Here is a 22,905-nt window from a genome sequence, read left to right on the forward strand (position 1 = left end):
TTACGCTAAAGTAAGTGCATTGAACCGGGCGACTGATTCGATTGCTTGCGCAAATCGTTTCATTTCGCTAAGACGGTTCGTACGGACTGTTTCGTCGTCCGTCATGATCATCGTACCGTCAAAGTATGCTGTGATCGACGGAACGGTTGCCTCAAGTGCCTCAAGCGCTCGTTCATAATCAAGTGACGCGATGGCTTGATCTACCTCTGGTAAGGTTTTCTCAATCGCCTCATGCAACGCACGTTCCGCATCATTTTCAAAGAGCGCTGGATTAACAGTTGTGACGTCTTCTGCTTTTTTCGAGATGTTTAAGACACGACTGAGTTGTTCGACCGTTTTCTTGAACGATTCTTTTTTCGTCGCACTTTCAAGCATCGCAGCACGCTGCTCATTCGCTTCGACTGTCAACGTATGATCAAGAGCGGCTTCGACGACATCATGACGGAAGTTCATTTCCGATAGACGGTATTTCAAGCGTTGTGCAAAGAAGTCTTGTAATGCAGCTTGAACTTCTTCGGCATCCTTCGCATAAAGACCTGCTGCCACCTGTTCTGAAACGACGAAGGCAATCAGTTCAGTCAATGTCAGATTCAACTTACGATCTGATAAGATTTGAACAATCCCTTGTGCTTGACGACGCAATGCGTACGGATCCGCTGATCCACTCGGAATCATACCGACGCCAAAGAATCCAGCGACGCTGTCCATCTTATCAAGAATCGCATAGAGTGTTCCTGTCGGTGTCTCCGGACTTGCATCACCCGCGAAGCGTGGCATGTAATGTTCACGAATCGCAGCCGCAACTTCCGGATCCTCATTCTTCATGTTCGCATAACGCTCACCCATCAGACCTTGTAATTCTGTGAATTCATAGACCATTTGACTGACCAGATCGAATTTATAGATTTGTCCTGCACGTTCAACACGTGTTTTGTCCGCACCGACACGATCTGCAAGTGCGAGCGCCATCTGACGGACGCGACGGACTTTTTCGCCTGTCGTTCCTAATTTTTCATGGAAGACGATTTTATCAAGACGTTTCGCCTGTTCATCGATATCTGCTTTTTTATCTTCTTCATAGAAGAACTGCGCATCGGCCAAACGAGCACGGATGACTTTTTCGTTTCCGCGTGCGACGTTTTCAAGATGTGTTGTGTTTCCGTTTCGTACCGTGACGAAATAGTGGAGCAACGCACCGTCACGTTTGACCGGGAAGTAACGTTGGTGTTCTTTCATCGTCGTGATCAAGACTTCTTCTGGTAACTCAAGATACGCTTCATCGAATGCACCGAACAAGGCTGTCGGATACTCGACGAGGTTCGTGACTTCTTCAAGTAAAGACGCATCAATCGGCACTTCGAATTGTTCGCGTGCCGCAAGCGCTGCGATTTGTTCTTCGATCAATTGACGACGTGCTTCATAACTGACGATGACGTTTTCTCCTGCGAGCGCTTCGACATACGCGTTCGGACGCAGGATTGTGATGTCCTGCCCGAGGAAACGATGTCCACGCGATGTCCGACCTGTTTCGACGGATGCGACTTCAAACGGGATGACTTGATCGTCAAGCAGGGCAATCAACCAGCGAATCGGACGCATGTAACGTAACGATTGTGTGCTCCAACGCATGTTTTTCGGGAATGTCATCGCTTCGACGACTTGTTTTAGTCCAGGAAGTAGATCAGCTGTCGCTTGTCCGACTTCCTTACGTGTCGCATAAAGGTATTCGACTCCTTTTTCTTCTCCAAGGAAAAGATCATCCGTCGTTAACCCTTTACCACGCGCGAATCCTTCGGCTGCTTTCGTCCAGTTACCGTCTTCATCCATCGCGATGCGTTTTGCTGGTCCTTTTAATGTCTCTTCGAGGTCGCTTTGACGTGCTGCGAGACCTTTGACATACACTGCAAGACGGCGTGGTGTCGAGAAGGATTCAACGCTCGCGAACTCAATCCGTGCTTCTTCAAGAAAACGCGTCACGCGTTCCTTGAGTTGTGTTTCCGATTGAAGGACGAATCGAGCCGGCATTTCTTCTAAACCGATTTCAAGTAATAATTCATGCATGTGACTCACCTGCTTTCGACTTGATCAATGGGAAGCCAAGACGTTCCCGTTCTTCGATGAAACTTTGCGCACAACGGCGCGACATGTTCCGGACACGATGGATGAATCCTGTGCGTTCCGTAACAGAGATTGCTCCCTTCGCGTCGAGAAGGTTAAAGGTATGCGAACATTTCAAGATGTAATCATATGCCGGGAAAACGAGGTTCTCGTCCAAGGCACGATTTGCTTCTTTTTCATATTGATCGAACAACGTGAAGAGTAACGCGACATCAGATGTTTCAAACGTATACTTCGAATGTTCGAACTCTGGTTGATAGAAAATATCACCGTATTTGAAGCCATCCGTCCAAACGAGATCAAAGACACTCTCGACGTCTTGAATATACGACGCGAGACGCTCAATTCCGTAAGTGATCTCTACTGCGATTGGATTACACTCGATTCCACCGACTTGTTGGAAGTACGTGAACTGCGTGATTTCCATTCCGTTCAGCCACACTTCCCAGCCGAGACCTGCAGCACCGAACGTTGGGTTCTCCCAGTTATCCTCTACGAAACGGATATCATGTTCGAGTGGGTTGATACCGAGCAACTCGAGACTTTGTAAGTACAATTCCTGAATGTTGTCAGGTGACGGTTTCATGATGACTTGGAATTGATGGTGTTGATACAGACGGTTCGGGTTTTCCCCGTAACGACCGTCAGCCGGACGGCGTGATGGTTCTGTATAACAAACGTTCCACGGTTCCGGTCCGAGACTCCGTAAAAACGTCATCGGATTCATCGTACCGGCTCCTTTTTCTACGTCGTATGCTTGCATCGTCAAGCAGCCTTGTTCTGCCCAAAATTTTTGTAATGTCAAGATCATGTCTTGTACTGTCATCTTCACGACTTTCACCTCCGAAATGATTAAGGAACGCAAAAAACGCCCCTATGTACAACAATCGTTGCACATAGGGACGAGACGAGCCCGCGGTTCCACCCTACTTGCATGCATCGCATGCCACTCTTTTTGACAAAAAAACACTCCGAAACGCCGTTCGCGCCCCTCTCACTCCCAGCTCACACCACCCTGGAATCGCTTGATTGAGAAAAAAGACGGTACTCCTTTTCGTCATCGTGTTCATTTAGTTACTTCTTCCGCATTCATTCTACCGAACCCGCTTGTTGCTGTCAATCATTGCCGAAATCAATCAACTGGTCGAGGACACGTTTTGAACGCAGACGTAATCCGCTGTAGCGTTCCATATAAGCATCCATGATTTGACGCAATAGACGCTTCGTTTCTGGCTTTACCGTCACGGTACCAATCCGTGAGAAATCATATACGGAAAACACATAGAGCATCTTCGCAACTGCCTCTGACATATAGACAGCATGTTCATCCTCATGGCGATGCCGGCGACAGAGTAGACCGCCATGATGTAACGAAAAAGCGAATGGTGCTTCAGCACTCCCGCAAATCGTACAGCCATTCAAATGTGGAGCAATGCCTAGATGACGCAACAGACGCAATTCGATGATGAAAGAAACGACGTCAGGATCTAGTCCTTCATCCATCGCCTCTAGTCCTTCGACGAATAAATCGTACAGCGCCGGTTGCGGCACCCGTTCATCAAGCGCTTTATCCGCAAGCTCCAATAGATACATCGCATAAGCCATCAACACGACATCTTGCCGAATATGCGCATGACTTGTAATGACGTCTGCTGATTTTAACTGACCGAGACCCCGTGAACGTGGATAGATATAGACAGCTCGGACGAAAGGCTGACTAGCCGCGTTAAAACGGCTACCCGGCTTCTTCGCTCCTCGCGCCATGACGGCGAGCTTGCCGTATTCACGTGTCAGTAGCGTGACAATCTTATTCGATTCACCATATACGACCGTTCGTAATACAAGCCCTTCCGCCTTATCGATCATCGCTTAATACTCATCATCGCGGAAGCCGAGTTCACGCAATTGACCGGCCTTGTTGCGCCAATCCTTTTGGACTTTGACCCACAAGTTCAGGTAAACTTTCGTCCCGAGTAACATCTCGATGTCCGTTCGTGCTTCAGAGCCGATTTCTTTTAGAAGTGCTCCGCGTTTACCGATGATGATTCCTTTTTGGGAATCGCGCTCGATCAAGATCGTCGCATGGACATCCACCATGTTTCCATTCTCACGTGTCTTGATTTGATCAATCGCGACGGCAATCGAGTGTGGTACTTCATCGCGTGTCTTTTGCAAGACTTTTTCACGAATCATCTCTGAGATGATGAAGCGCTCTGGGTGGTCAGTGACTTGATCCGCTGGATAATACATCGGTCCTTCTGGTAGAATTTTTGCGATTTCTTCAAGTAACGGTCCGACATTATTCCCTTGTAGCGCCGAAATCGGAACGACTGCCGCGAACTCGAGTTCATTTTTGTACGACTCGATGATCGGTGGAATATCATTCGGATGAATCAAATCGACTTTATTCATGACGAGAATGATTGGTGTATCGAGTTCCTTCAATTTTTCAATAATGAAGTCGTCACCTTTTCCTTTTGGTTCCGTCACGTTGACCATGAACAAGATCGCATCGACTTCACGCAATGCGTTCGTCGCGACCTTCATCATGAAATCGCCGAGTTTATGTTTTGGTTTATGGATCCCAGGTGTATCGATGAAAATCGTCTGAACATCTTCTGTCGTATAGACACCTTGAATCTTATTACGCGTCGTTTGTGGTTTATCAGACATGATGGCAATTTTTTGTCCGATGACACGGTTGAGGAATGTCGATTTTCCGACGTTCGGGCGTCCGATGATCGAGACAAAGCCCGATTTGAATCCTTCTTTAAACATGTAAATCTCCTTTCGTGAATGCTCCCGGTAAGAGGGCGCCCACTGTTGTTTCTGTGACATCCCCTTTAAGGTTCGTCAAATAGATTGGCATATCCGCATCACACATCTCTGATAACACTTGGCGGCATTGTCCGCACGGTGCGACCGGTCCTTCTGTGTCCGCAACGACAGCCATCGCTGCATACTCGCGCGCATCTTGTGCCCACGCAGAGAAGATCGCTGTCCGTTCTGCACAGTTACAAAGACCATACGCTGCGTTTTCAATATTGCAGCCATGGAAGACTTGTCCGTCTTTCGTCAAGAGAGCAGCACCGACTTGGAATTTTGAATATGGAACATACGCTTTTTCGCGTGCACGTTTAGCTTGTTCGAGTAATTGTTCTGTTTTCATGTGAGTATCCCCTTTTTAGGAACGGTATTGGCCAAAAAGGCCGGATTCTTATTGTACCAAATATGGGATGAAGATGCATAGCGCAATCGCAACAGATGTAAGCGCCAACACTAAAACAGCACCACTCGCGATATCTTTGACTGCTTTTGCCAGTGGATGCCACTCCTGCGTCACGAGATCCACGACGCGCTCAAACGCTGTATTGAACATCTCGGCACTTATGACGATCCCGACCGTCAGAAAAAGAATCGCTCGCTCGACAGATGTCAACGGTAATAAAAAGGCGACAAGTAATACGATGGCGCCAACTGTCACGTGAACTTTCATATGCCGTTCTTCTCGAATCGATTGGCACAATCCGTTCATGGCATGTCGAAAGGGTTGCCACCAGCTTTTCACAATGTGCCCCGGTATAACTCGAAGTGATGCAGGATTTCCTCCTGTCGCTTCGTCATGATTTCCTCATCTGCCTTTTCAATGTGATCATATCCGAGTAAGTGGAGGAAACCATGGACGGCGAGAAAACCGAGTTCACGCTCGAAATGATTGCCATATTCAGCCGCCTGTTCGCGACATCGTTCCACGGAAATGATCAAATCACCGAGGACGACTGGTTCATCTTCCAATAATCCAAAATCGATTTCATCTTCTCCGAGTTCTTCCATCGCGAAGGAAATGACGTCTGTCGCCTGATCTTTCCCACGCCATTCACGATTAATCTCTTGAATCTCATCGTTTGAGACGAAAGTCACGGACAACTCACTGTTCGGATCGACTTCTTCTTGTTCCGCCGTGTAAATCAAAATCGATTCGACAAGCTGTCGTTGTTCTTCCGTTAGACGATTATTTTCGTCTGTCATATAAATGTTCATTTCGTTGCCTCTTTCTTTAATTCTGGATACTCGATTCGTTCATGGAACAAACCGGATAAGGTATGACACGCACTTTCACCGACGCGATAAATCTCACGTGTCGTGATGTCACATTCCGCAAATTGGTCGTCCATCATCTTTTCACGAATTATTTTCGCGACTAGGTCCCGAATTCCTTCTTCCGAAGGAGCTTTCATTGAACGAACAGCCGCTTCAATCGAGTCGACGATCATGATGACTGCCGCTTCACGCGTTTGTGGTTTAGGTCCTGTATAACGGAACGTATCCTCATCGACTTCACCTTGTTCTGCTGCCTTGACATAAAAATATCGGAGCAACGATGTTCCATGATGCTGGCGACAAATATCGATGATCGCTGCCGGGAGTTTTGCTTTTTCGAGCAATTCAACACCATCCTCTGTATGTGCCAAGATGACACGTGCCGACTCTTCCGGCGTCAATCGATCATGCGGATTGCGTCCATGCTGGTTTTCAATGAAATAAAGTGGTCGTCGTGTTTTTCCTAAATCATGATAGTAGGCACCGACTCGCGCAAGCAACCCATCTGCACCGATTGCTTCACAGGCTGTTTCTGCTAGGTTCGCGACCATCATGCTATGATGATACGTTCCTGGCGCTTCGACCAAGAGTTTCTTCAACAAGGGATGCGTCGGGTTCAACAGTTCGAGCAGACGCGTCGGTGCTAAGATACCAAATGTCATTTCGAGGAACGGCAATAACCCGATCGCAAGAATGGCACTCAAGATCCCACTAGAAATCGCAAAACCGACTAAAGTCAATGTTTCACGTAATTCGAATGTGCCACTACGTAATAGAACGAATGCAAAGAAAATCGCGATGTTTGCTCCGGCAATCGAAATACTGCTCATGAAAATACGACGACGTGACAAACTGGACTGTAGGAAAAACGTTGCGACTAAACCACCGACTAACAAATAGATCGCGATATTGAAGCTGAAGTTTTGATTCGTACTATAGAAGAACGTTCCAGCAAGCGCCGTAAAAAGAGAACTCGATAATGCAATCCGTTCGTTCAATAAATTGCGCAGGACAAGCGCAGCAAAAGCGGTCGGTGTGAGTAAGTAAAGTGCAGGATTGATGTCGTCTGCTAAAAAGGCCATGCCATACATGACAAGCAATTGTAAGCTGACGACGAGGTAGACAAGCCCAAACAACCGGATCCGCCCCATCTGTGCATACCGTAGTTTCGAGCGATGAATGAAGCCGAATAGGAAAGCAGTCATCAATGCACTGACAAGCATCGCTCCAAGTAACGGTTTCAACGACTGACGGTCAGAAATCAAGCCGACGAGTTGTAGCTGGCGGTAAGCATCTTGCGAAATCACTTCGCCTCGTTTGACGATCACTTCACCTTCTGAAATGATGACCGGTTCGACTTTATCACTCGTCTGCTTACGAAGCTGTTCCGTCTTTTCCGGATCATAGACGTAATTCGTCACGATCAGTTGATCGGTCAGCGCTTTAGCGACTGCTTTTAATGAGAAGGAGAGCGGCGAACGTTCGATATCAGTCCGCGCATTCTCACGTGCTTCTGCTACTTCACCACCATCGGACGAGATACGTTGACGCATCGCTTCTTCAATCGCTGTAATGACGACGTCACGTGTCGTATTCCGAAGTGCTGTCGTCGACGTCACAAGCAAGCGTAACTCATCATCCTTCAACAGTGTCGCCGCCTCCGTTCCACGCAGACGCTGTTTGATTTTACCGATCTCATTTGTTTTTTTAATACCGGACAAACTAGCAAAAAGTTGTTCCACTTTATCAATTTGCTGTGCTGCATACTCTTGTTTGATCGTATACTGACTCTCGATTGCAGCAACCGAATTTTCCTTGATTTGATTTGTTGCGACCCGGTCCTCCATCGTCAAGGGTGACCGAATATCTTCTTCTGCAATTGAGAATGGTTCTGCGGACAAGGCTTCTGGTCGAACGCTGACATACATCATCGTCGATACGATGAGATAGAATACTACTGTCAAAAGACCAACCCAGACCCCAACCTTGCGCATATCATCTCCCCCTTTTCCCTCTTTTTCCGTAACGGCTTAGGTCAAATCCTGACTATAAGCATCAACGATTTTCCGGACAAGTGGGTGACGTACGACATCAGCTGAGCCAAAGTGCTCAAAATGAATCCCTTTGACATTACCGAGCAAATGTAACGCTTCTTGTAGACCAGATGTTTTTCCACGCGGAAGATCGACTTGTGTTAAATCGCCCGTAACAATCATCTTCGAATGGAATCCGAGACGCGTCAGGAACATCTTCATTTGTTCCCGTGTCGTATTTTGCGCTTCATCGAGAATGACAAAAGCATGTTCAAGCGTCCGTCCTCGCATGTAAGCAAGCGGTGCGATTTCGATGACACCACGTTCAAGCAGACGAGCCGTATGTTCGACACCAAGCACGTCATGTAGCGCATCGTACAGAGGACGTAGATAGGGATCGACTTTTTCTTTAAGATCCCCTGGAAGGAATCCTAGATTTTCTCCTGCTTCTACTGCCGGACGCGTCAGGACGAGTCGTTTGACGTGACCTTCTTTTAACGCTTTTGCCGCCATCACGACAGCAAGATACGTTTTTCCGGTTCCCGCTGGCCCAATACCAAATGTCAAATCACAGCGGTCGATTCCCCGAACGTAACGTGCTTGACCGAGTGTCTTTGCACGAAGTGGTTTTCCTTTATGATTCGTATGAATGACCGTATCGTAAAGTTCTAGCAGTTCATCCACACGATCTTGACGTGCGAGTTGAATGGCGCTCGTCGCGTCACGCTCTGTTAAAACAGCTCCGCGATTCACAAGTTGTTTCAAGACGCCTACGACCTGTCCTGCTAAGATCACAGACTGCTCCTGTTCGGATTGTGCCAACAGTTCATCTCCTCGATGCGTCAGCTGAACGTCAAGTTCTGCTTCCATCGTACGTAAGACTGCATCATTCGGACCGACGAATGCTTGAATCTGTTCTGAATTCGAAAATGCAAATGGGATTCTTTCGTTGAATATCACGTTGTGAATGGCCTCCTAGTCATGGATAACAAGTTGTCATCGCTTCATATCTAATCTCTTCCACTTTAGCACTTCCGCCGAAAAGATGGAAAGAAAAACCCGTTCCCACCTTTTAGGAAATAAAAAGAGTCAATCCTACGCGTTTCGTAGGATCGACTCACTATACAAATATTAGCGTTTGCGCTTAGAAACAGGCGCACCAAGAACTTCACTCCAAACGATGGCACGTCGCATTTCATCTTTTGAAATCGTCGTTGCTGATGCTGAACGACTAGACGATCCAATGGCACCATCTGCTACGCTATCTTTGATTTCGCCAATCGTCGATGAGGACATCCCTTTTTTCGAATGTTGCTTTTGACGTTGGTCCAAACGTTGTTGCAATTCCGTTCGTTCATGAACTGGTCGCGCTTTCGTTTGCGTTACCCCCGGTTGTTTCTTCGCGGGTGTTTTTTTACGAACGACAGGTGGAGGTACCGTCTCTTGTCGCATCGTATCGACCTGTTCGGTCATTTGCTTCACATATTCACCGAACTCCTTTGAAGGAGTTCGGTTCGTCTGCTTCGGTTTTTTATCTGCTGCTTTTGAGATGACGGAGATGACACCGAATGCGATCATCAATCCGACCCATATGATATCCATACCGTCTCACCCTTTATTGTGAGTCATTTGGTGATGATTGCCCACCGATTGCTTGGCGCATTTTCGTATCTGCTGTCACATTCAAGTAGTTCGCATAATCCATTACACCAAAGTTACCGTCACGCATCGCTTCAGCGATAGCAAGCGGCACTTCCGCTTCAGCAGCGACAACCTTCGCACGCATCTCTTCAACACGTGATTTCATCTCTTGTTCACTTGCGATCGCCATTGCGCGACGTTCTTCGGCTTTCGCTTGCGCAATGTTCTTATCTGCTTCTGCTTGATCCGTCTGCAGAACCGCACCGATATTCTTACCGATATCAATATCTGCAATATCAATCGAGAGAATCTCGAACGCCGTACCCGAATCGAGTCCTTTTGCAAGAACCGTCCGTGAGATCATCTCTGGATTCTCAAGTACTTCTTTTTGGTCATTACACGAACCAATTGTTGAGATGACACCCTCACCAACACGTGCGATGACCGTTTCTTCCCCAGCACCACCGACGAGACGATCGATGTTCGCACGTACCGTGATCCGGGCTTTCGCTTTCACTTCAATCCCGTTCATCGCCACACCGGCGATGAATGGTGTTTCGATGACTTTCGGGTTAACCGACATTTGAACAGCTTCCAAAACGTTACGACCAGCAAGATCAATCGCCGCTGCGCGTTCGAAACTCAACTCGATATTCGCACGATGTGCTGCAATCAAGGCATTGACGACGCGGTCAACGTTACCACCGGCAAGGAAGTGACTTTCCAGTTGGTTCGTATTCAAGTTCAATCCCGCTTTAACCGCCTTGATCAACGGATTGACGATCTTAGACGGTGTTACTCGACGAAGACGCATCCCGACTAATGTAAAGATCGATACGCGCACTCCCGCTGCGAGCGAGCTAATCCAAAGTGGAATCGGAACGAGCGTGAAGAAGATGGCGAGGAAAATTAAAATTCCTCCGGATATGAGTAATACAGTCAATAATTCAGGTGTCATGTGTGGGACTCCTCCTTCGTATGTTGGACTCTAACAATGACGCGTCCATGCGTCACTTCTTTTACGACGATCGTTTCCCCCGCTTGAATGAAGGTCCCTTCCGTAACGGCATCGATTCGATTTCCGTCGATTTCAATTGTTCCTGACGGACGGAGAGGTGTCAGACTGACTCCTTCTTGTCCTAACAGTTGCACTTTGTCTTGATGAGAAAGATAGCCTTTTTCAGACGATGTGGAATCTGTCAAAATCAAACCTCTCCATAATAAGGATTGATTCGATTTAATTCTGCGATATGCCCAGTATCCGGTCGCAAGTGATAGAAATACAGCAAGTCCAACCGCTATGCCTACTTGACCAACTGTAGCACCTGCCATGATCAGACTAGCAAGGACAGCGCCGATTCCGAGGACTCCAAAGATTCCGAACCCTGTGACGAATATTTCGACCAGTAACATGAGGACCCCGATCATGAAGACCGCCAAAATCATCCCTAAGCTAAACGTCATGCGTACGTTCACCCCTTTTCATTCGTGTCAGAAGCTGCTTCTTTTGCACTTTGATTCGTTACTATAATTATATACGCTTTCAAAACAAAAAGGTTTCATGACTATTCTGAATTCATTAAGAAACTTTTAATTGTGACAGGAACGACAAAAAAGGTGCCCCGAAGGACACCTTTTTCATGTATTAAGCGAGCCGTTGTTTGACGAGTCGATTAATTAACGCACCGTCTGCCTTGCCTTTAAGCTGTGGCATGACGATACCCATTACTTTCCCCATATCTGAAGGAGCAGAGGCACCCGTCTGCGCAATAGCTGCGTCGACGATTTCCTGTACTTCTTCCTCGGAAAGCTGTTTTGGCATATAAGCTTCGAGCACGACAATCTCTGCTTGAATTTTCTCGACGAGATCGTGACGACCAGCGCTTTCGAATTCTCGGAGGGAGTCGTTGCGCTGCTTCATTTCACGTGAAAGAATCGTTAATTCTTCCTCGTCCGTCAATTCTTGCTTACCGAGTTTGATCGTTTCATTTTGCAGCGATGATTTCACCATCCGAATCGTCGTAAGACGATCTTTTTCACGTAGACGCATGGCTTCTTTCATATCCGCTGTCAAACGCTCCTGAAGACTCATGAGGATACACCCTCTCTAACGTTAGAACTTCTTACGCTTACGCGCAGCCTCCGATTTAAGCTTACGTTTTACACTTGGCTTTTCGTAGTGTTTACGTTTACGAACTTCTGCAAGCGTACCATCTTTTGAAACACCACGTTTGAAGCGACGAAGTGCGTCTTCAAGTGATTCATTTTTACGTACACGAGTTTCCACTAGTTTTCCCTCCCTCCGATATTACCGACTAAAGGAAACGTGTCAGACACGTCATACAACATTATAGTAGGAATATACAATTTGGTCAACAGTTGATTCTAGCGACTTTTCTATACCCTACGCTGTTCCTTTTTGTTCTTTTCTATCCTCTCATGGTTGCATCCGTTTGACAACAAAATCTAGTCATTCCTGCATCAAAATCCAAAAACTTTTTTGTAAGCGCTATCATGTATTTTTTAAAATGTTTTGTCAAAATGGGTGATGATGTGTCAAAATATAGACAATTATCAAATAAAGGAGTGTGACATCACTTATGAAAGAAGCAAAGCGCATCATCTGGGGATTGATTCTCGGGGTGATCCTCGGAATCATTCTTGCAACCTTACCGGATAAGTCGATTTATGAGGGATTGAATAAATATGCTTTACAACCCATCGGGACAATCTTCCTGAACCTGATTAAAATGCTCGTCGTACCGATCGTCTTCTTCTCGATCGCTCTCGGCGTCATGGGTCTCGGGAATCCAAAAGAGCTTGGTCGTGTCGGCGGAAAGGCAATCGGCTACTTCATGACGACGACGGCTGTCGCAATTGTCATCGCTCTCGGTTTGTCATTACTGATCAAGCCGGGTACGTTCGGTAACTTCGAGACGCAAGGTCTTGAATATGATAACGGAAATCTACCAGATACAAGCATAATCAACACAATCGTCGGTATGTTCCCGACGAACCCGATCACGTCGATGGCAGAAGGCAACATGTTACAAATCATCGTCTTCAGTGTCTTTATCGGTTTTGGGATCACGTTCCTCGGTCAAAAAGTCTCGACACTACGGACGTTCATCGAGCAGGGTAATGATTTAATGACGTACTTGATCACGCTTGTTATGAAAATGGCACCGCTCGGAGCATTTGCTTTGATCGCATCAGCCGTCGGTTCTCAAGGGTGGGATTCGCTAAAAGCAATGGGACTTTATATGAGTGTCGTCATCTTGTCACTATTCGTCCATTCCGTATTGACGTATGGTTCGACTGTTTCACTTCTTGGGAAGATGAACCCGTTCTTCTTCTTTAAGAAGTTCGCACCTGTCATGCTGTTCGCTTTCTCGACGTCTTCGTCGAACGCAACACTTCCTGTTGCGATGCAAACGGCTCAAAAAGAGTTGAAGGTTCCGCGTTCCGTCTCAAGTTTCGTCCAGCCTCTTGGTGCGACGATCAACATGGATGGAACAGCAATCATGCAAGGTGTCGCGACTGTCTTCATCGCGCAAGTCTACGCTGTTGACTTGACGCCAGGTCAACTTGCGACTGTCGTCCTGACAGCTGTTCTTGCATCGGTCGGAACAGCCGGTGTACCGGGTGTCGGTCTCGTCATGTTGACGATGGTTCTTCAATCGGTCAATCTACCGGTCGAAGGGATCGCTTTAATCATCGGTGTCGATCGTCTTCTTGATATGATGCGGACAGCCGTCAACATCACTGGTGACGCAGCATGTGCCGTCATCGTCTCGAAATCGGAAGAAGGTAATCTGAAAGAAGAAGAGAACGAAGAAACGGATGAGCGTTACGCTTGATTGCACGTTTCTCGACTGACGAAAAGGACGTTCCGCCAACTGCGGAACGTCCTTTTTTATCTGTTCACTTATTTCGATAAGACGAATGAGCTAAGTCCTTCGACACGAACCGTACCTGATACTTTACGGATTGCTTTGGTTCCTGCTTGTTTACCGTCTACAAGCAACTTCCATTTCCCTGTCGGTAACTTCATATCGACTGCTGTCCGATTCGCATTATGAATGACGTAGAGATCATCCTTTTGTTGTGGCGCAGCATCATCTAATCGATAAGCGATGACTTGTGCCGGTGCTGTTTCAAACGTCAGGTAACGACGAATGTCTTTTGCTGTTGCTAAATGAAGTACTGGATTCTTTTTACGTAACTCGATCAATCCTGTCATATAATCAAAGTCTTGTTGACGGTCCATCTTCCGTTTCCAGTCGAGCTGGTTGACAGAATCCGGTGATTTATACGAGTTATGGTCTCCGCCCTTCGTCCGCATGAAGTCCTGCCCTGCATGGATGAACGTCGTTCCTTGTGACGTCAACAAGATACTTGAAGCCAAACGATGCATCTTTGTCTTCGTTGCGTCATTGTCTTGTGGATTCGTCAGGTTCAACTTATCCCAAAGCGTATGGTTATCATGTGCTTCAACGTAAGTGATGGCTTGATCTGGTTCTTGCGTAAATCCTTGAATCTCTTTGTCATAAGCAATCTCTCCGACGATTCCGCGTTTGATGCGCGTTTCAAGACCGGTTGTTCCGTTAATGAAACCAGCATCTGAATCGATGAAGACGCTACCTTTGAGCGCATCGCGTAGATTGTCATTGAAATGTCCGATTCCTGGCATTTGTTTTGTATTCGTTTGGTTGGCCTTCTCTGAATCTGGAAGCGGTGTTCCAAGGCTCCACCCTTCTCCGAATACGAGAATCGACGGATCAATTCGTTTTGTCGCCTGTTTAACAGCATTCATCGTCTTGACGTCGTGAATACCCATTAAGTCAAAGCGGAATCCGTCCCAGTGGTATTCTTTCGCCCAGTAGGAGACCGAGTCAACGATCAATTTGTGCATCATTTGACGCTCAGACGCTGTATCGTTTCCGACACCCGTTCCGTTCGCTAAATCGCCGCCTTCTGTATAACGGTAGTAATAACCAGGAACGATTTTATCAAGGTTTGATGCCTTTGCGTCAAACATGTGGTTGTAAACGACATCCATGACAGCACGAAGTCCATTGTCATGTAGTCCTTGAATCATCTGCTTCATTTCTGTGATTCGGACTTTTGGATCATAGGCGTTTGTCGCATACGAACCTTCTGGTGCATTATAGTTCTTCGGATCATAACCCCAGTTGTACGATTTAAGCGGGTTCGTCTCATCGACGGACGCTGTGTTGAAATCATAGACTGGAATGAACTGAACGTGCGTGATGCCAAGTTCCTTCAGATGATCAAGTCCCGTCTTCGTCTTCGTTTTCTTACCATCCTTCGTCAAACGTGTACCTGGCTCGATGACGCCAAGATACTTCCCTTTTTGTTTGATACCTGAATCGTAACCTGAGTTCGTCACATCAAACATCGATAAATCACGGACGTGTGATTCATAGATGATCGCGTCTGTCGCATGGCGAAGTGGCATTTTCCCATTCGTCCAGCGTTTTGGATCCGTCTCGCGTAAGTCGACGACGACACCTTGGTCGCCATTGACGGCGACTGCTGTCGCATACGGATCAACAGCACGCGTTGATTCTTTGGCGTGTTTGACTTCGTATGTGTATCCGACACCGTCAAGATCGCCCTTGACTGTTACTTGATACACACCACGATCCGTTCGTTCCATCTTGATTTCGCGCGTGATATCTTTTGTCGTAGCAGCTTCTTGTTTTGGTAAGCGATACAATTCGAGCTCGACGGCTTGTGCTGTCGGTGCCCAGACTTTAAACGTCGTCTTCGATTTTTGATAGTCGACACCGAGTTTTCCATCGTAGGCATACTTTTGGTCGAATGCTTTCGAACGGAGCACTTTACCTGCTTCAAGAATTGCTTCTCCAAAAACAGGATGAGATGCTCGGACGACTTTTGCTAAATCGATATCTAAAGTGACTTCGACTTTTACCGTTTTGGCATCGATTGCTGACACGACTGGATTCGTCACGCCTTCAAACGTAAATGCCTTTAAGTCTTCTTCCGTCAGCGGTGCATTCGTTTTTAATGTCATCATCCGGAAGTCATCTGCTAAAAAGCTTGTGATTTTCGGTGTGCGATCAATTTCCGGTTTGCTGTAGTATACCGTCTGATCCCCTTCAATCAACCAGATGTCTTTCGCCCCTGCATAAAAGAAACGATCAGCTCCGTCTTTTTCCGACCAACCCTCAAGATGAGGAATGACGCCTGCAAGACGTGCTTTCGTTGGGTTATCGAGCGTTACCTTGGCAATGGTACCGAACTCATCCTGCTGATCGAACTCGAAACGCTTGCCATCTTGCTCTTCCGGCCAAGACCAGACACCGTACTTTTCGTAATCATTGTCATACCGGTAATAGTGGATGTTCGTATCAATTTTTTCGACATCTGCTCCATTGCTTGGATTGACTGTCGAGATGTCCTTGCTTCCCGACTCGATCCAAATTTCAGCAACACCATTTTTAATCATGTCTTTCGTAATGAAGCGATCATTCTCAGATCCCCCATCCTTGTTCCAGTTGTCATCTCGAACGATGAAGCCGATTTTTTCCGGCTGATCAACTGGAAATTCATAAGCTGCGATTTTTCCGTAAGCATCCTCACCGTTAAAAGCGTGGGCTTTATTCGGAAAATAATCCGGCCCATTTGCCCATAACCATAGATTCCAATCTTTTGTGGCATTCGGGTCTTCCTTGTAGTGAATGATGACTAATGTCGACTTCCCTTTTTCCAGTGCTTGACCGGATAAAGAGAGTCCACTAAATATCAGTGCAAACGTTAGCGCAACGATACAAACGAATCTCATGCGTTTCATACGGTAGCCATCTCCTTTTGGTATGTAATCGTTTTCATTTTGCATCCGTTTACAAGTCCTGTCAAAGCCTATTTCATCGATTTGATCGAAAATAAGACTTTTGAACCAAGCACTTTTTTCAAAAAGAATGATGCGTTACTTAAGAGAAAGATAGGAAAAAGCGCCTCCACAATCATTTGCTAGAGACGCTCAACCTTGTTTATTTGATGGTAATACTAATTATGACTTACGATCGTGCGAGAAGTTTAGCGATCGTCTGCTTCGTCTGTTCCATTGATTCGTCCGATGCAAAGAAATACCAGACACCATCACTTGCGATATATCCTTCTCCCTCGATTTTCAGCGGCTTCAATTGTTCGAACCCACGCTGATTCTCCTGTGCTAGCTGCGCTGCGACATCAAGTCCGATATTCGTCGTAAAGTTGTTTTTCATGACATCCGTGATCTTTTCGAGTTGCGTCAACAACTGTGGTCCAGCAAGCTTCATTCCGACTGCTTCTAGCACTTGACGCTGACGAATTTGTCGACCCATATCGCCGAGTGGATCTTGCTTTCGCATCCGAGCATAACCACTCGCTTCAAGACCCGTCAGATGAATTTTCCCTTTATCATACTCCTTTTGAAGACGACGGTCGTTCCAACTAAAGGCAGATGGATTGTCGACCGTGACACCCCCAACAGCATCGACCAACTCAATCAATCCATCCATGTTGATTTTCGCATAATAAGGAATATCGGTCTCAAACGTCTGCTCCACCGTTTCGACTGTCTCTTTCACCCCCCCATAGGCATAGGTATGATTAATTTTAGTCTTTTCGCCAGACGGCACGGTTACCTGCATATCTCTTGGAATGGACAGGGAAGTCGCTTGTTTTGTTTTTGGATTGAATGAAAGAAGCATGATGGCATCGGCACGTCCCTTATCATTTTTCCGTTCATCCACGCCCAGTAACAAGACATTAACCGGCTTCATCGATTCGAGTGGCTTAGGTTGCTCTCCATCTAACGGTGTTAAGAACGCGTCTGCCGTTTGCTTCACTTTTAAAAAAGCTAAACCAGCTGATGCACTAGCAATCAGAACGAACCCTAGTAGGAGCGCACTCAATACGCGCCAAACAAGGCGTGGTTTTCTTTTCGCCATTCGGGATCTCATGTCATGAACTCCTTCATAGTGTGTTTTCATACGTCTTCATCAATCCAGCAATGTTCGAGTTATGCAGGAACAACACGGAGTCGACTTGTTTTTGTTTAGCGAACTGCGACACATCGAATGATTTTGGGACGTAACGAACGTCGACGACTTCGAGATTGGCACTTTTAGCAAGGAACGGTAAGACTGGATTCGCGAATGAATCCTTTAAGACGAGAATCGTTGGTCGATCATTCTTCGTCTGCTCCTTCATCGACATGATGCCATGATTCCCGCGCAAGAATACTTCATACCGATCGACGTAATCTCCCTCTTGCTGAACGAAGGATTCATCAATGACTGGGCGATCGCATGCACCGTCGTAACAGACATTGATTCCTTTGAAAAATGCTGGTTCATAATAGGCTAACTGATCACCAGACGTCGCATACGCAAGCGTCGTCTTTCGCGCTAATGAACCATAATAGGCATGCTCATCTTCTTTACGATTTGCTTTTGATGGCATGACTGGTCGTAAGTCCATCCCCTTCGTAATCGTCTGATATGCTGACGCTGCTCCGTCGATATTCCAGTGATGGTCCGTCTTGAAGTAGTCCGTTAGTTTTAATTGATCAAGTGACAAATTCGTCATCCCCGCAGCCTTGAAGTCACGAATCATTCCTGCGTAACGTGTCCGTGCATTCGAAGCAACATACGATGGGATCAACTGATCGCGTTCAGCAATGACCGTCTTCGATGGAGCTAGCGCCATATAGACGGGTCGATCGACTTCTTGCACGAATTGCTGAAACGCGTTTGGAATCTGGACTTGAGTCGAGGCACTCGGTTCGATCATATAGCCATTTTTAGCTGTATAGATTCCATTACGAAAAGGCTGTCTGAAGACATCCTTCGATAGTAGCGCCTGCATCTCAACGAACGTCCCTCGCAAAAGTAGTTGGTCCGTGAAATACGTCTCCATCTTCAGCATGTCTTTTCCAGTCGCGATTCCTTCGATCGTCGGATCGACCGATTGTGCGAGTGTACGATTTTCTAGCTGAGAACGCACACGGTCTTCTCGGACGATCGTACCAATACCAATCGTTAACAAGATGAGTAAAAAACTGATCGTCGTCACCCACATCATGATCCGTTCAAAAGAAGTCGTCCGTTTTTGTCCCTGCTTATTTTCTGTTTCAAGTGGCTGTGCCATCAGTAGACCTCCTTTTTAGAAGCGGAAATAGATGAATGGATTAAACGTACTTGCAACAAGTGCTGATGTCGCCAAAAATAGTAGCAACATCGCATATCCATACTGCATCGTCGTACCAATTCTTCCGAGTGACACAACTAATCGCTCTCCGATGATTTTCGGAATCGGTGTCGCTGCGATGCACGCGACAAGCAGTAGAACACCATTTTGGACAAGCTGGTAGCTCGCGCGTTCATCCCAGATCACATCTGGTACGAACATCGCTTGAATGTACGTAACGGCTTCCGGGAACGTCTCGGAACGGAAGAATACCCAACCGACCAACACGAGTACGAGTGTCCAAACGGTCGAGAAGACTGGCGTTTTCTCCAACCATTTCCCGAGAAATGCTTTCTCGAGCATGATCCAGATTCCGTAATACGCTCCCCACGCGACGAACGTCCAACTAGCACCATGCCAAAGACCCGTCAGCATCCAGACAATTGCTAAGTTGCGATACTGTAACCACGGTGAGACACGATTTCCACCAAGCGGGATGTAGACATAATCCCGGAACCACGATCCGAGCGAAATATGCCAACGACGCCAAAATTCAGAAACGGACTTTGAAATGTAGGGATAGTTAAAATTCTCAAGAAAATGAAATCCAAACATCAAAGCTAGTCCAATCGCCATATCACTATATCCTGAAAAATCGAAATAGATTTGTAAGGCGTAGGCGATAATGCCAATCCAAGCAAGCCCCATCGAGAGATCTTTCATATTGAAGATGGCATCCGCGACCTGACCACATCCATTGGCAAGAATCAGTTTTTTAGCTAAGCCGATCGTAAACCGACGAACCCCTCGGGCAAAATCGGAAACTGTCTCTTCTCGTGATTCGATTTGACTCGCAATCGTGTTATAACGAACGATCGGACCCGCGACGAGTTGGGGGAAGAACGCGATATAAAGGGCGAGGTCAAGCGGATTCTTTTGCACCGCTTCCTTCCCTTTATAGATGTCGATGACATAACTCATCGCATGAAACGTATAGAACGAGATACCGAGTGGCAAGACGACTTCTGGTACGAACCATCCTAATCCGAATGTCTCGTTGACCGAACGAACGAAAAATCCGCTGTACTTGAACCAGCCGAGTAATCCTAAATTGACTGCAATCATACTAAACATGATCCATTTGACGCCGATTCGCTGTCGATACAGATCGACGAACAAGGCGAAGAAATAGTTGATCGTAACGCTCAGTAACATCAGCAGTGCAAAGCGTGGTTCCCCGAATGCATAAAAGAATAGACTCGTCACTAGCAGCCAACCATTTCGGAAGCTACGTGGTAGTAGGTAATAGACGATCAAGACAGTCGGTAAGAACAGAAATAAGAATATCGTCGAACTAAATAGCATACGTCGCTTCCTCCCCTGCCGTGACATGCTGCACAATCTGAATGTCCCGGAGATGGACCCGGAAGCTCCCCTCTTGCAAGAACTTCCATGCCACTTTGAAATACTTCGCTCCTGGTACTCGTTTCATCTGTACCTGAACGACTGTTTCATTCATCAGTGTGACGGTTTCCGTTTCCGACCCCATCCGTTTCTTCTGTCCATACTGCATCTTGAATAACTGAACGACACACGGTGCATCGACTTCGAAATGACAGGTCACCTCGATGAGATCTCCTGTAATCGTGGCGTCTGTTCGGTATAACTTTGAAGGCGGATGTTGAAATCCTTGATCAAACAACTGAATGTACAATTTGTCGTCTGCCGTCGCTTCTTGAAAATCAAAATAGACACCATCTGTAGCATCCTCAAGCAAAATTTTTTCCTGCGTTCCGAATGGAAAGAATTGATAAATCGCTGGAGGAATACGTTGACTCATACGGGTACCTCACTCATGATCGCATCGACGATTCGCTCTGCTGCCTGTCCATCGCCATAAGGATTCGCCGCTTGTGCCATCGATTGATAGAACACTTCGTCCGTCAATAATTGATGGCTCATCGCATAGATGCGCTCTGGATTCGTACCAACCAGTTTCAAGGTTCCTGCTTCGACGCCTTCAGGTCGTTCCGTCGTCTCCCGTAAGACAAGAACGGGAACACCGAGTGAAGGTGCTTCTTCTTGAATCCCGCCTGAATCTGTCAGGATGAAGGAAGCGCGCGCTGCAAGGTTATGGAAATCAAAGACATCAAGTGGTTCGATCAATTGAATCCGCGGATGATGTTTCAGGCGAGCTGCCGCTTCTAGTACGACCGGATTCGGATGAACCGGATAGACGATTTCGATTTCCGGATGATCATTTGCTAACCGTTCAATCGCATCAAAAATCGTTGCCAGTTGTAAATGATTCTCACGGCGATGAACGGTCAGCAAGACAAGTTTTCGTCCCGACTTCTCGAGGCGTGTTAGGACAGGATGCGTATATGTCGATGATACAGTCGTCTTCAACGCATCGATGACCGTATTGCCGGTTACGATGATCGGTGTCTGCTTGTTCTCAGCACGTAAGTTCATGGCAGCCTGTTCAGTCGGTGCAAAATGATAATCCGCCAGCACACCTGTCAATTGACGATTCATCTCTTCTGGGAACGGCGCATACTTTTCATATGTCCGTAGTCCTGCTTCCACATGACCGACTGGAATCTGTTGATAGAACGCCGCTAAAGAAGCAGCGAACGTCGTCGTCGTATCCCCATGGACAAGGACGAGATCCGGCTGTTCCTTTTCGAGGACACGACGCATCGCGTTTAGGATACGCGCTGTCATTTCCTCTAACGTCTGACGCGGACGCATCAAATCCAAGTCATGGTCCGGAGTGATTTCGAATAGTTCAAGGACCTGATCGAGCATTTCTCGGTGTTGTGCTGTAACGACGACGATTGGTTCGACGTCCTGACGATTTTCAAGTGCTTTGACGACCGGCGCCATTTTGATCGCCTCTGGTCGTGTTCCGAATACAAGCATGACACGTTTCATTTACTTCATCCCCTATCTCATTTCATGACGATCGTTCAATCGTCTCGCCCATCATCTGTTGATCCACGGAACCGATCCGTTCCGTTCGTTTCTTAGCTACGTAATGGGAGGCTTGCTTTTTTGATAACTGTTTGTACCAATATAGATATTTATTGTATTCAGCCAACGTTTCGTTCGTCGGACCAAATAGACGTACTTCCCCGTATTCCAACCAAAGGATTTTTGTACAGAAACTCTTTACCTGACTGAGCGAATGACTGACGAAAAAAATCGTTTTCCCTTGATCGCGGAATTCACGCATCTTATCGAGACACTTTTCAGTAAACGTTTGGTCTCCGACTGAGAGCGCTTCGTCGATGATCAAGATATCTGGATTAATATGAATCGAGATGGCAAAACCAATCCGAGCTCGCATGCCGCTCGAGTATGTCTTGACTGGCTGATCGATGAACTCCCCAATATCAGCGAACTCTAAAATTTCTGGAGTAATCGTCTCGATTTGGCGTTTCGTCAAGCCCATCATCAGCCCTTTTAATTCAATGTTATCTCGCCCTGTCAGTTGACTATTCAATCCACTAGAGATGGCAATCAAGGCTGACTTCCCACCCAACGTGACCCGACCGTACGTCGGTGGTGTCACGTTAGCAAGCAGATGCGATAGTGTCGATTTCCCACTTCCGTTAATGCCAACGACACCGACGATTTCTCCCTCTTCCACAGAAAAGGAGACGTTCTTCAGAGCATAAAACGATTTTCCATTCACCTTACCGAACAACACTTCTTTTAGCTTGTCGATCGGTCGGGCATAGAGCATGTACCGTTTCGATACATTCTCAAACACGACATGACCCAT

21 protein-coding genes and 1 pseudogene are annotated in these 22,905 nt (G+C 46.7%); 1 reads left to right on the forward strand and 21 read right to left on the reverse strand.

Annotated features, from left to right (window positions below; genetic code table 11):
* The 14 genes from glyS to rpsU all read right to left on the reverse strand — a co-directional run bounded on the left by glyS (position 1) and on the right by rpsU (position 12,180).
* Entirely contained in the window at positions 1-2,061 is a 2,061-nt protein-coding gene (gene glyS / locus B4C70_RS05470) for a glycine--tRNA ligase subunit beta (RefSeq protein ID WP_069940376.1), read from the reverse strand.
* A complete protein-coding gene (gene glyQ / locus B4C70_RS05475; protein WP_029341034.1) occupies positions 2,054-2,944 on the reverse strand; it encodes a glycine--tRNA ligase subunit alpha in 891 nt (296 codons plus the stop codon). Before glyQ ends, glyS begins: the two co-directional genes overlap by 8 nt.
* A 290-nt stretch (positions 2,945-3,234) precedes the next feature.
* Entirely contained in the window at positions 3,235-3,984 is a 750-nt protein-coding gene (recO, locus tag B4C70_RS05480) for a DNA repair protein RecO (protein ID WP_214854844.1), read from the reverse strand.
* Between the two features lie 3 nt (positions 3,985-3,987).
* Positions 3,988-4,896: a GTPase Era gene (era, locus tag B4C70_RS05485; RefSeq protein WP_023467500.1), complete on the reverse strand. Its 909-nt coding sequence runs from the start codon at positions 4,894-4,896 to the stop codon at positions 3,988-3,990.
* Entirely contained in the window at positions 4,889-5,287 is a 399-nt protein-coding gene (locus B4C70_RS05490) for a cytidine deaminase (protein WP_023467498.1), read from the reverse strand. Before B4C70_RS05490 ends, era begins: the two co-directional genes overlap by 8 nt.
* Positions 5,288-5,335: 48 nt before the next feature.
* The gene (locus B4C70_RS05495) at positions 5,336-5,653 is read right to left on the reverse strand and encodes a diacylglycerol kinase (RefSeq protein WP_285801479.1); all 318 of its coding nucleotides are present in this window, start codon (positions 5,651-5,653) and stop codon (positions 5,336-5,338) included.
* Positions 5,654-5,682: 29 nt separating this feature from the next.
* A complete protein-coding gene (gene ybeY / locus B4C70_RS05500) occupies positions 5,683-6,159 on the reverse strand; it encodes an rRNA maturation RNase YbeY (protein ID WP_290777413.1) in 477 nt (158 codons plus the stop codon).
* Complete coding sequence (locus B4C70_RS05505) at positions 6,156-8,213, reverse strand: HD family phosphohydrolase (RefSeq protein WP_290777415.1); 2,058 nt, start codon at positions 8,211-8,213, stop codon at positions 6,156-6,158. Before B4C70_RS05505 ends, ybeY begins: the two co-directional genes overlap by 4 nt.
* A 36-nt stretch (positions 8,214-8,249) precedes the next feature.
* On the reverse strand, positions 8,250-9,212 hold the full coding sequence (locus B4C70_RS05510; RefSeq protein ID WP_023467492.1) for a PhoH family protein: 963 nt from the start codon (positions 9,210-9,212) through the stop codon (positions 8,250-8,252).
* Between the two features lie 171 nt (positions 9,213-9,383).
* The gene (locus B4C70_RS05515) at positions 9,384-9,854 is read right to left on the reverse strand and encodes a hypothetical protein (RefSeq protein WP_290777417.1); all 471 of its coding nucleotides are present in this window, start codon (positions 9,852-9,854) and stop codon (positions 9,384-9,386) included.
* A gap of 13 nt (positions 9,855-9,867) precedes the next feature.
* Positions 9,868-10,851: a flotillin-like protein FloA gene (gene floA, locus B4C70_RS05520; RefSeq protein ID WP_023467489.1), complete on the reverse strand. Its 984-nt coding sequence runs from the start codon at positions 10,849-10,851 to the stop codon at positions 9,868-9,870.
* Positions 10,848-11,357, reverse strand: coding sequence for an NfeD family protein (locus B4C70_RS05525; protein WP_290777419.1), 510 nt, complete (start codon positions 11,355-11,357; stop codon positions 10,848-10,850). Before B4C70_RS05525 ends, floA begins: the two co-directional genes overlap by 4 nt.
* Before the next feature lie 181 nt (positions 11,358-11,538).
* Positions 11,539-11,985, reverse strand: a complete 447-nt coding sequence (locus tag B4C70_RS05530) for a GatB/YqeY domain-containing protein (protein WP_023467485.1) — start codon at positions 11,983-11,985, stop codon at positions 11,539-11,541.
* Between the two features lie 21 nt (positions 11,986-12,006).
* Positions 12,007-12,180, reverse strand: coding sequence for a 30S ribosomal protein S21 (gene rpsU, locus B4C70_RS05535; RefSeq protein ID WP_012369719.1), 174 nt, complete (start codon positions 12,178-12,180; stop codon positions 12,007-12,009).
* A gap of 313 nt (positions 12,181-12,493) precedes the next feature.
* Here rpsU and B4C70_RS05540 point away from each other — a divergent pair, with 313 nt between their 5' ends.
* Positions 12,494-13,753: a dicarboxylate/amino acid:cation symporter gene (locus tag B4C70_RS05540; protein ID WP_290777421.1), complete on the forward strand. Its 1,260-nt coding sequence runs from the start codon at positions 12,494-12,496 to the stop codon at positions 13,751-13,753.
* Between the two features lie 68 nt (positions 13,754-13,821).
* Here the strand turns inward: B4C70_RS05540 and pulA are convergent, their stop codons facing one another.
* The 7 genes and pseudogenes from pulA to tagH form a co-directional block, all read right to left on the reverse strand.
* Positions 13,822-16,734, reverse strand: coding sequence for a type I pullulanase (pulA, locus tag B4C70_RS05545; protein ID WP_290777423.1), 2,913 nt, complete (start codon positions 16,732-16,734; stop codon positions 13,822-13,824).
* Between the two features lie 226 nt (positions 16,735-16,960).
* On the reverse strand, positions 16,961-17,887 hold the full coding sequence (locus B4C70_RS05550; RefSeq protein WP_069940370.1) for an LCP family protein: 927 nt from the start codon (positions 17,885-17,887) through the stop codon (positions 16,961-16,963).
* A gap of 13 nt (positions 17,888-17,900) precedes the next feature.
* Positions 17,901-19,076: a DHHW family protein gene (locus B4C70_RS05555; RefSeq protein ID WP_029341027.1), complete on the reverse strand. Its 1,176-nt coding sequence runs from the start codon at positions 19,074-19,076 to the stop codon at positions 17,901-17,903.
* Positions 19,077-19,091: 15 nt separating this feature from the next.
* Entirely contained in the window at positions 19,092-20,480 is a 1,389-nt protein-coding gene (locus tag B4C70_RS05560; RefSeq protein WP_029341026.1) for an MBOAT family O-acyltransferase, read from the reverse strand.
* Positions 20,470-20,955: a hypothetical protein gene (locus B4C70_RS05565; RefSeq protein ID WP_029341025.1), complete on the reverse strand. Its 486-nt coding sequence runs from the start codon at positions 20,953-20,955 to the stop codon at positions 20,470-20,472. The genes B4C70_RS05560 and B4C70_RS05565 overlap by 11 nt, the downstream gene beginning before the upstream one ends.
* Positions 20,952-22,052 carry a non-hydrolyzing UDP-N-acetylglucosamine 2-epimerase gene (gene wecB / locus B4C70_RS05570; RefSeq protein ID WP_029341024.1) on the reverse strand — a complete coding sequence of 367 codons (1,101 nt, stop codon included), beginning with the start codon at positions 22,050-22,052 and terminating at the stop codon, positions 20,952-20,954. Before wecB ends, B4C70_RS05565 begins: the two co-directional genes overlap by 4 nt.
* A gap of 112 nt (positions 22,053-22,164) precedes the next feature.
* A pseudogene (gene tagH, locus B4C70_RS05575) lies at positions 22,165-22,905 on the reverse strand (teichoic acids export ABC transporter ATP-binding subunit TagH); the annotation flags it as partial.

Source organism: Exiguobacterium sp. UBA5002 (genome assembly GCF_002396765.1).
Classification (GTDB): domain Bacteria; phylum Bacillota; class Bacilli; order Exiguobacteriales; family Exiguobacteriaceae; genus Exiguobacterium_A.

Excerpts from the sequence above, each read along its gene's own strand:
- floA (WP_023467489.1), bottom strand. The coding sequence starts at position 10,851 with ATGACACCTGAATTATTGACTGTATTACTCATATCCGGAGGAATTTTA.
- B4C70_RS05530 (WP_023467485.1), bottom strand. The coding sequence starts at position 11,985 with ATGAGTCTTCAGGAGCGTTTGACAGCGGATATGAAAGAAGCCATGCGT.
- B4C70_RS05550 (WP_069940370.1), bottom strand. The coding sequence starts at position 17,887 with ATGAGATCCCGAATGGCGAAAAGAAAACCACGCCTTGTTTGGCGCGTA.
- B4C70_RS05560 (WP_029341026.1), bottom strand. The coding sequence starts at position 20,480 with ATGCTATTTAGTTCGACGATATTCTTATTTCTGTTCTTACCGACTGTC.
- glyS (WP_069940376.1), bottom strand. The coding sequence starts at position 2,061 with ATGCATGAATTATTACTTGAAATCGGTTTAGAAGAAATGCCGGCTCGA.
- glyQ (WP_029341034.1), bottom strand. The coding sequence starts at position 2,944 with ATGACAGTACAAGACATGATCTTGACATTACAAAAATTTTGGGCAGAA.
- recO (WP_214854844.1), bottom strand. The coding sequence starts at position 3,984 with ATGATCGATAAGGCGGAAGGGCTTGTATTACGAACGGTCGTATATGGT.
- B4C70_RS05490 (WP_023467498.1), bottom strand. The coding sequence starts at position 5,287 with ATGAAAACAGAACAATTACTCGAACAAGCTAAACGTGCACGCGAAAAA.
- B4C70_RS05565 (WP_029341025.1), bottom strand. The coding sequence starts at position 20,955 with ATGAGTCAACGTATTCCTCCAGCGATTTATCAATTCTTTCCATTCGGA.
- B4C70_RS05505 (WP_290777415.1), bottom strand. The coding sequence starts at position 8,213 with ATGCGCAAGGTTGGGGTCTGGGTTGGTCTTTTGACAGTAGTATTCTAT.
- B4C70_RS05515 (WP_290777417.1), bottom strand. The coding sequence starts at position 9,854 with ATGGATATCATATGGGTCGGATTGATGATCGCATTCGGTGTCATCTCC.
- B4C70_RS05495 (WP_285801479.1), bottom strand. The coding sequence starts at position 5,653 with ATGAACGGATTGTGCCAATCGATTCGAGAAGAACGGCATATGAAAGTT.
- B4C70_RS05525 (WP_290777419.1), bottom strand. The coding sequence starts at position 11,357 with ATGACGTTTAGCTTAGGGATGATTTTGGCGGTCTTCATGATCGGGGTC.
- ybeY (WP_290777413.1), bottom strand. The coding sequence starts at position 6,159 with ATGAACATTTATATGACAGACGAAAATAATCGTCTAACGGAAGAACAA.
- B4C70_RS05540 (WP_290777421.1), top strand. The coding sequence starts at position 12,494 with ATGAAAGAAGCAAAGCGCATCATCTGGGGATTGATTCTCGGGGTGATC.
- pulA (WP_290777423.1), bottom strand. The coding sequence starts at position 16,734 with ATGAAACGCATGAGATTCGTTTGTATCGTTGCGCTAACGTTTGCACTG.
- wecB (WP_029341024.1), bottom strand. The coding sequence starts at position 22,052 with ATGAAACGTGTCATGCTTGTATTCGGAACACGACCAGAGGCGATCAAA.
- B4C70_RS05555 (WP_029341027.1), bottom strand. The coding sequence starts at position 19,076 with ATGGCACAGCCACTTGAAACAGAAAATAAGCAGGGACAAAAACGGACG.
- era (WP_023467500.1), bottom strand. The coding sequence starts at position 4,896 with ATGTTTAAAGAAGGATTCAAATCGGGCTTTGTCTCGATCATCGGACGC.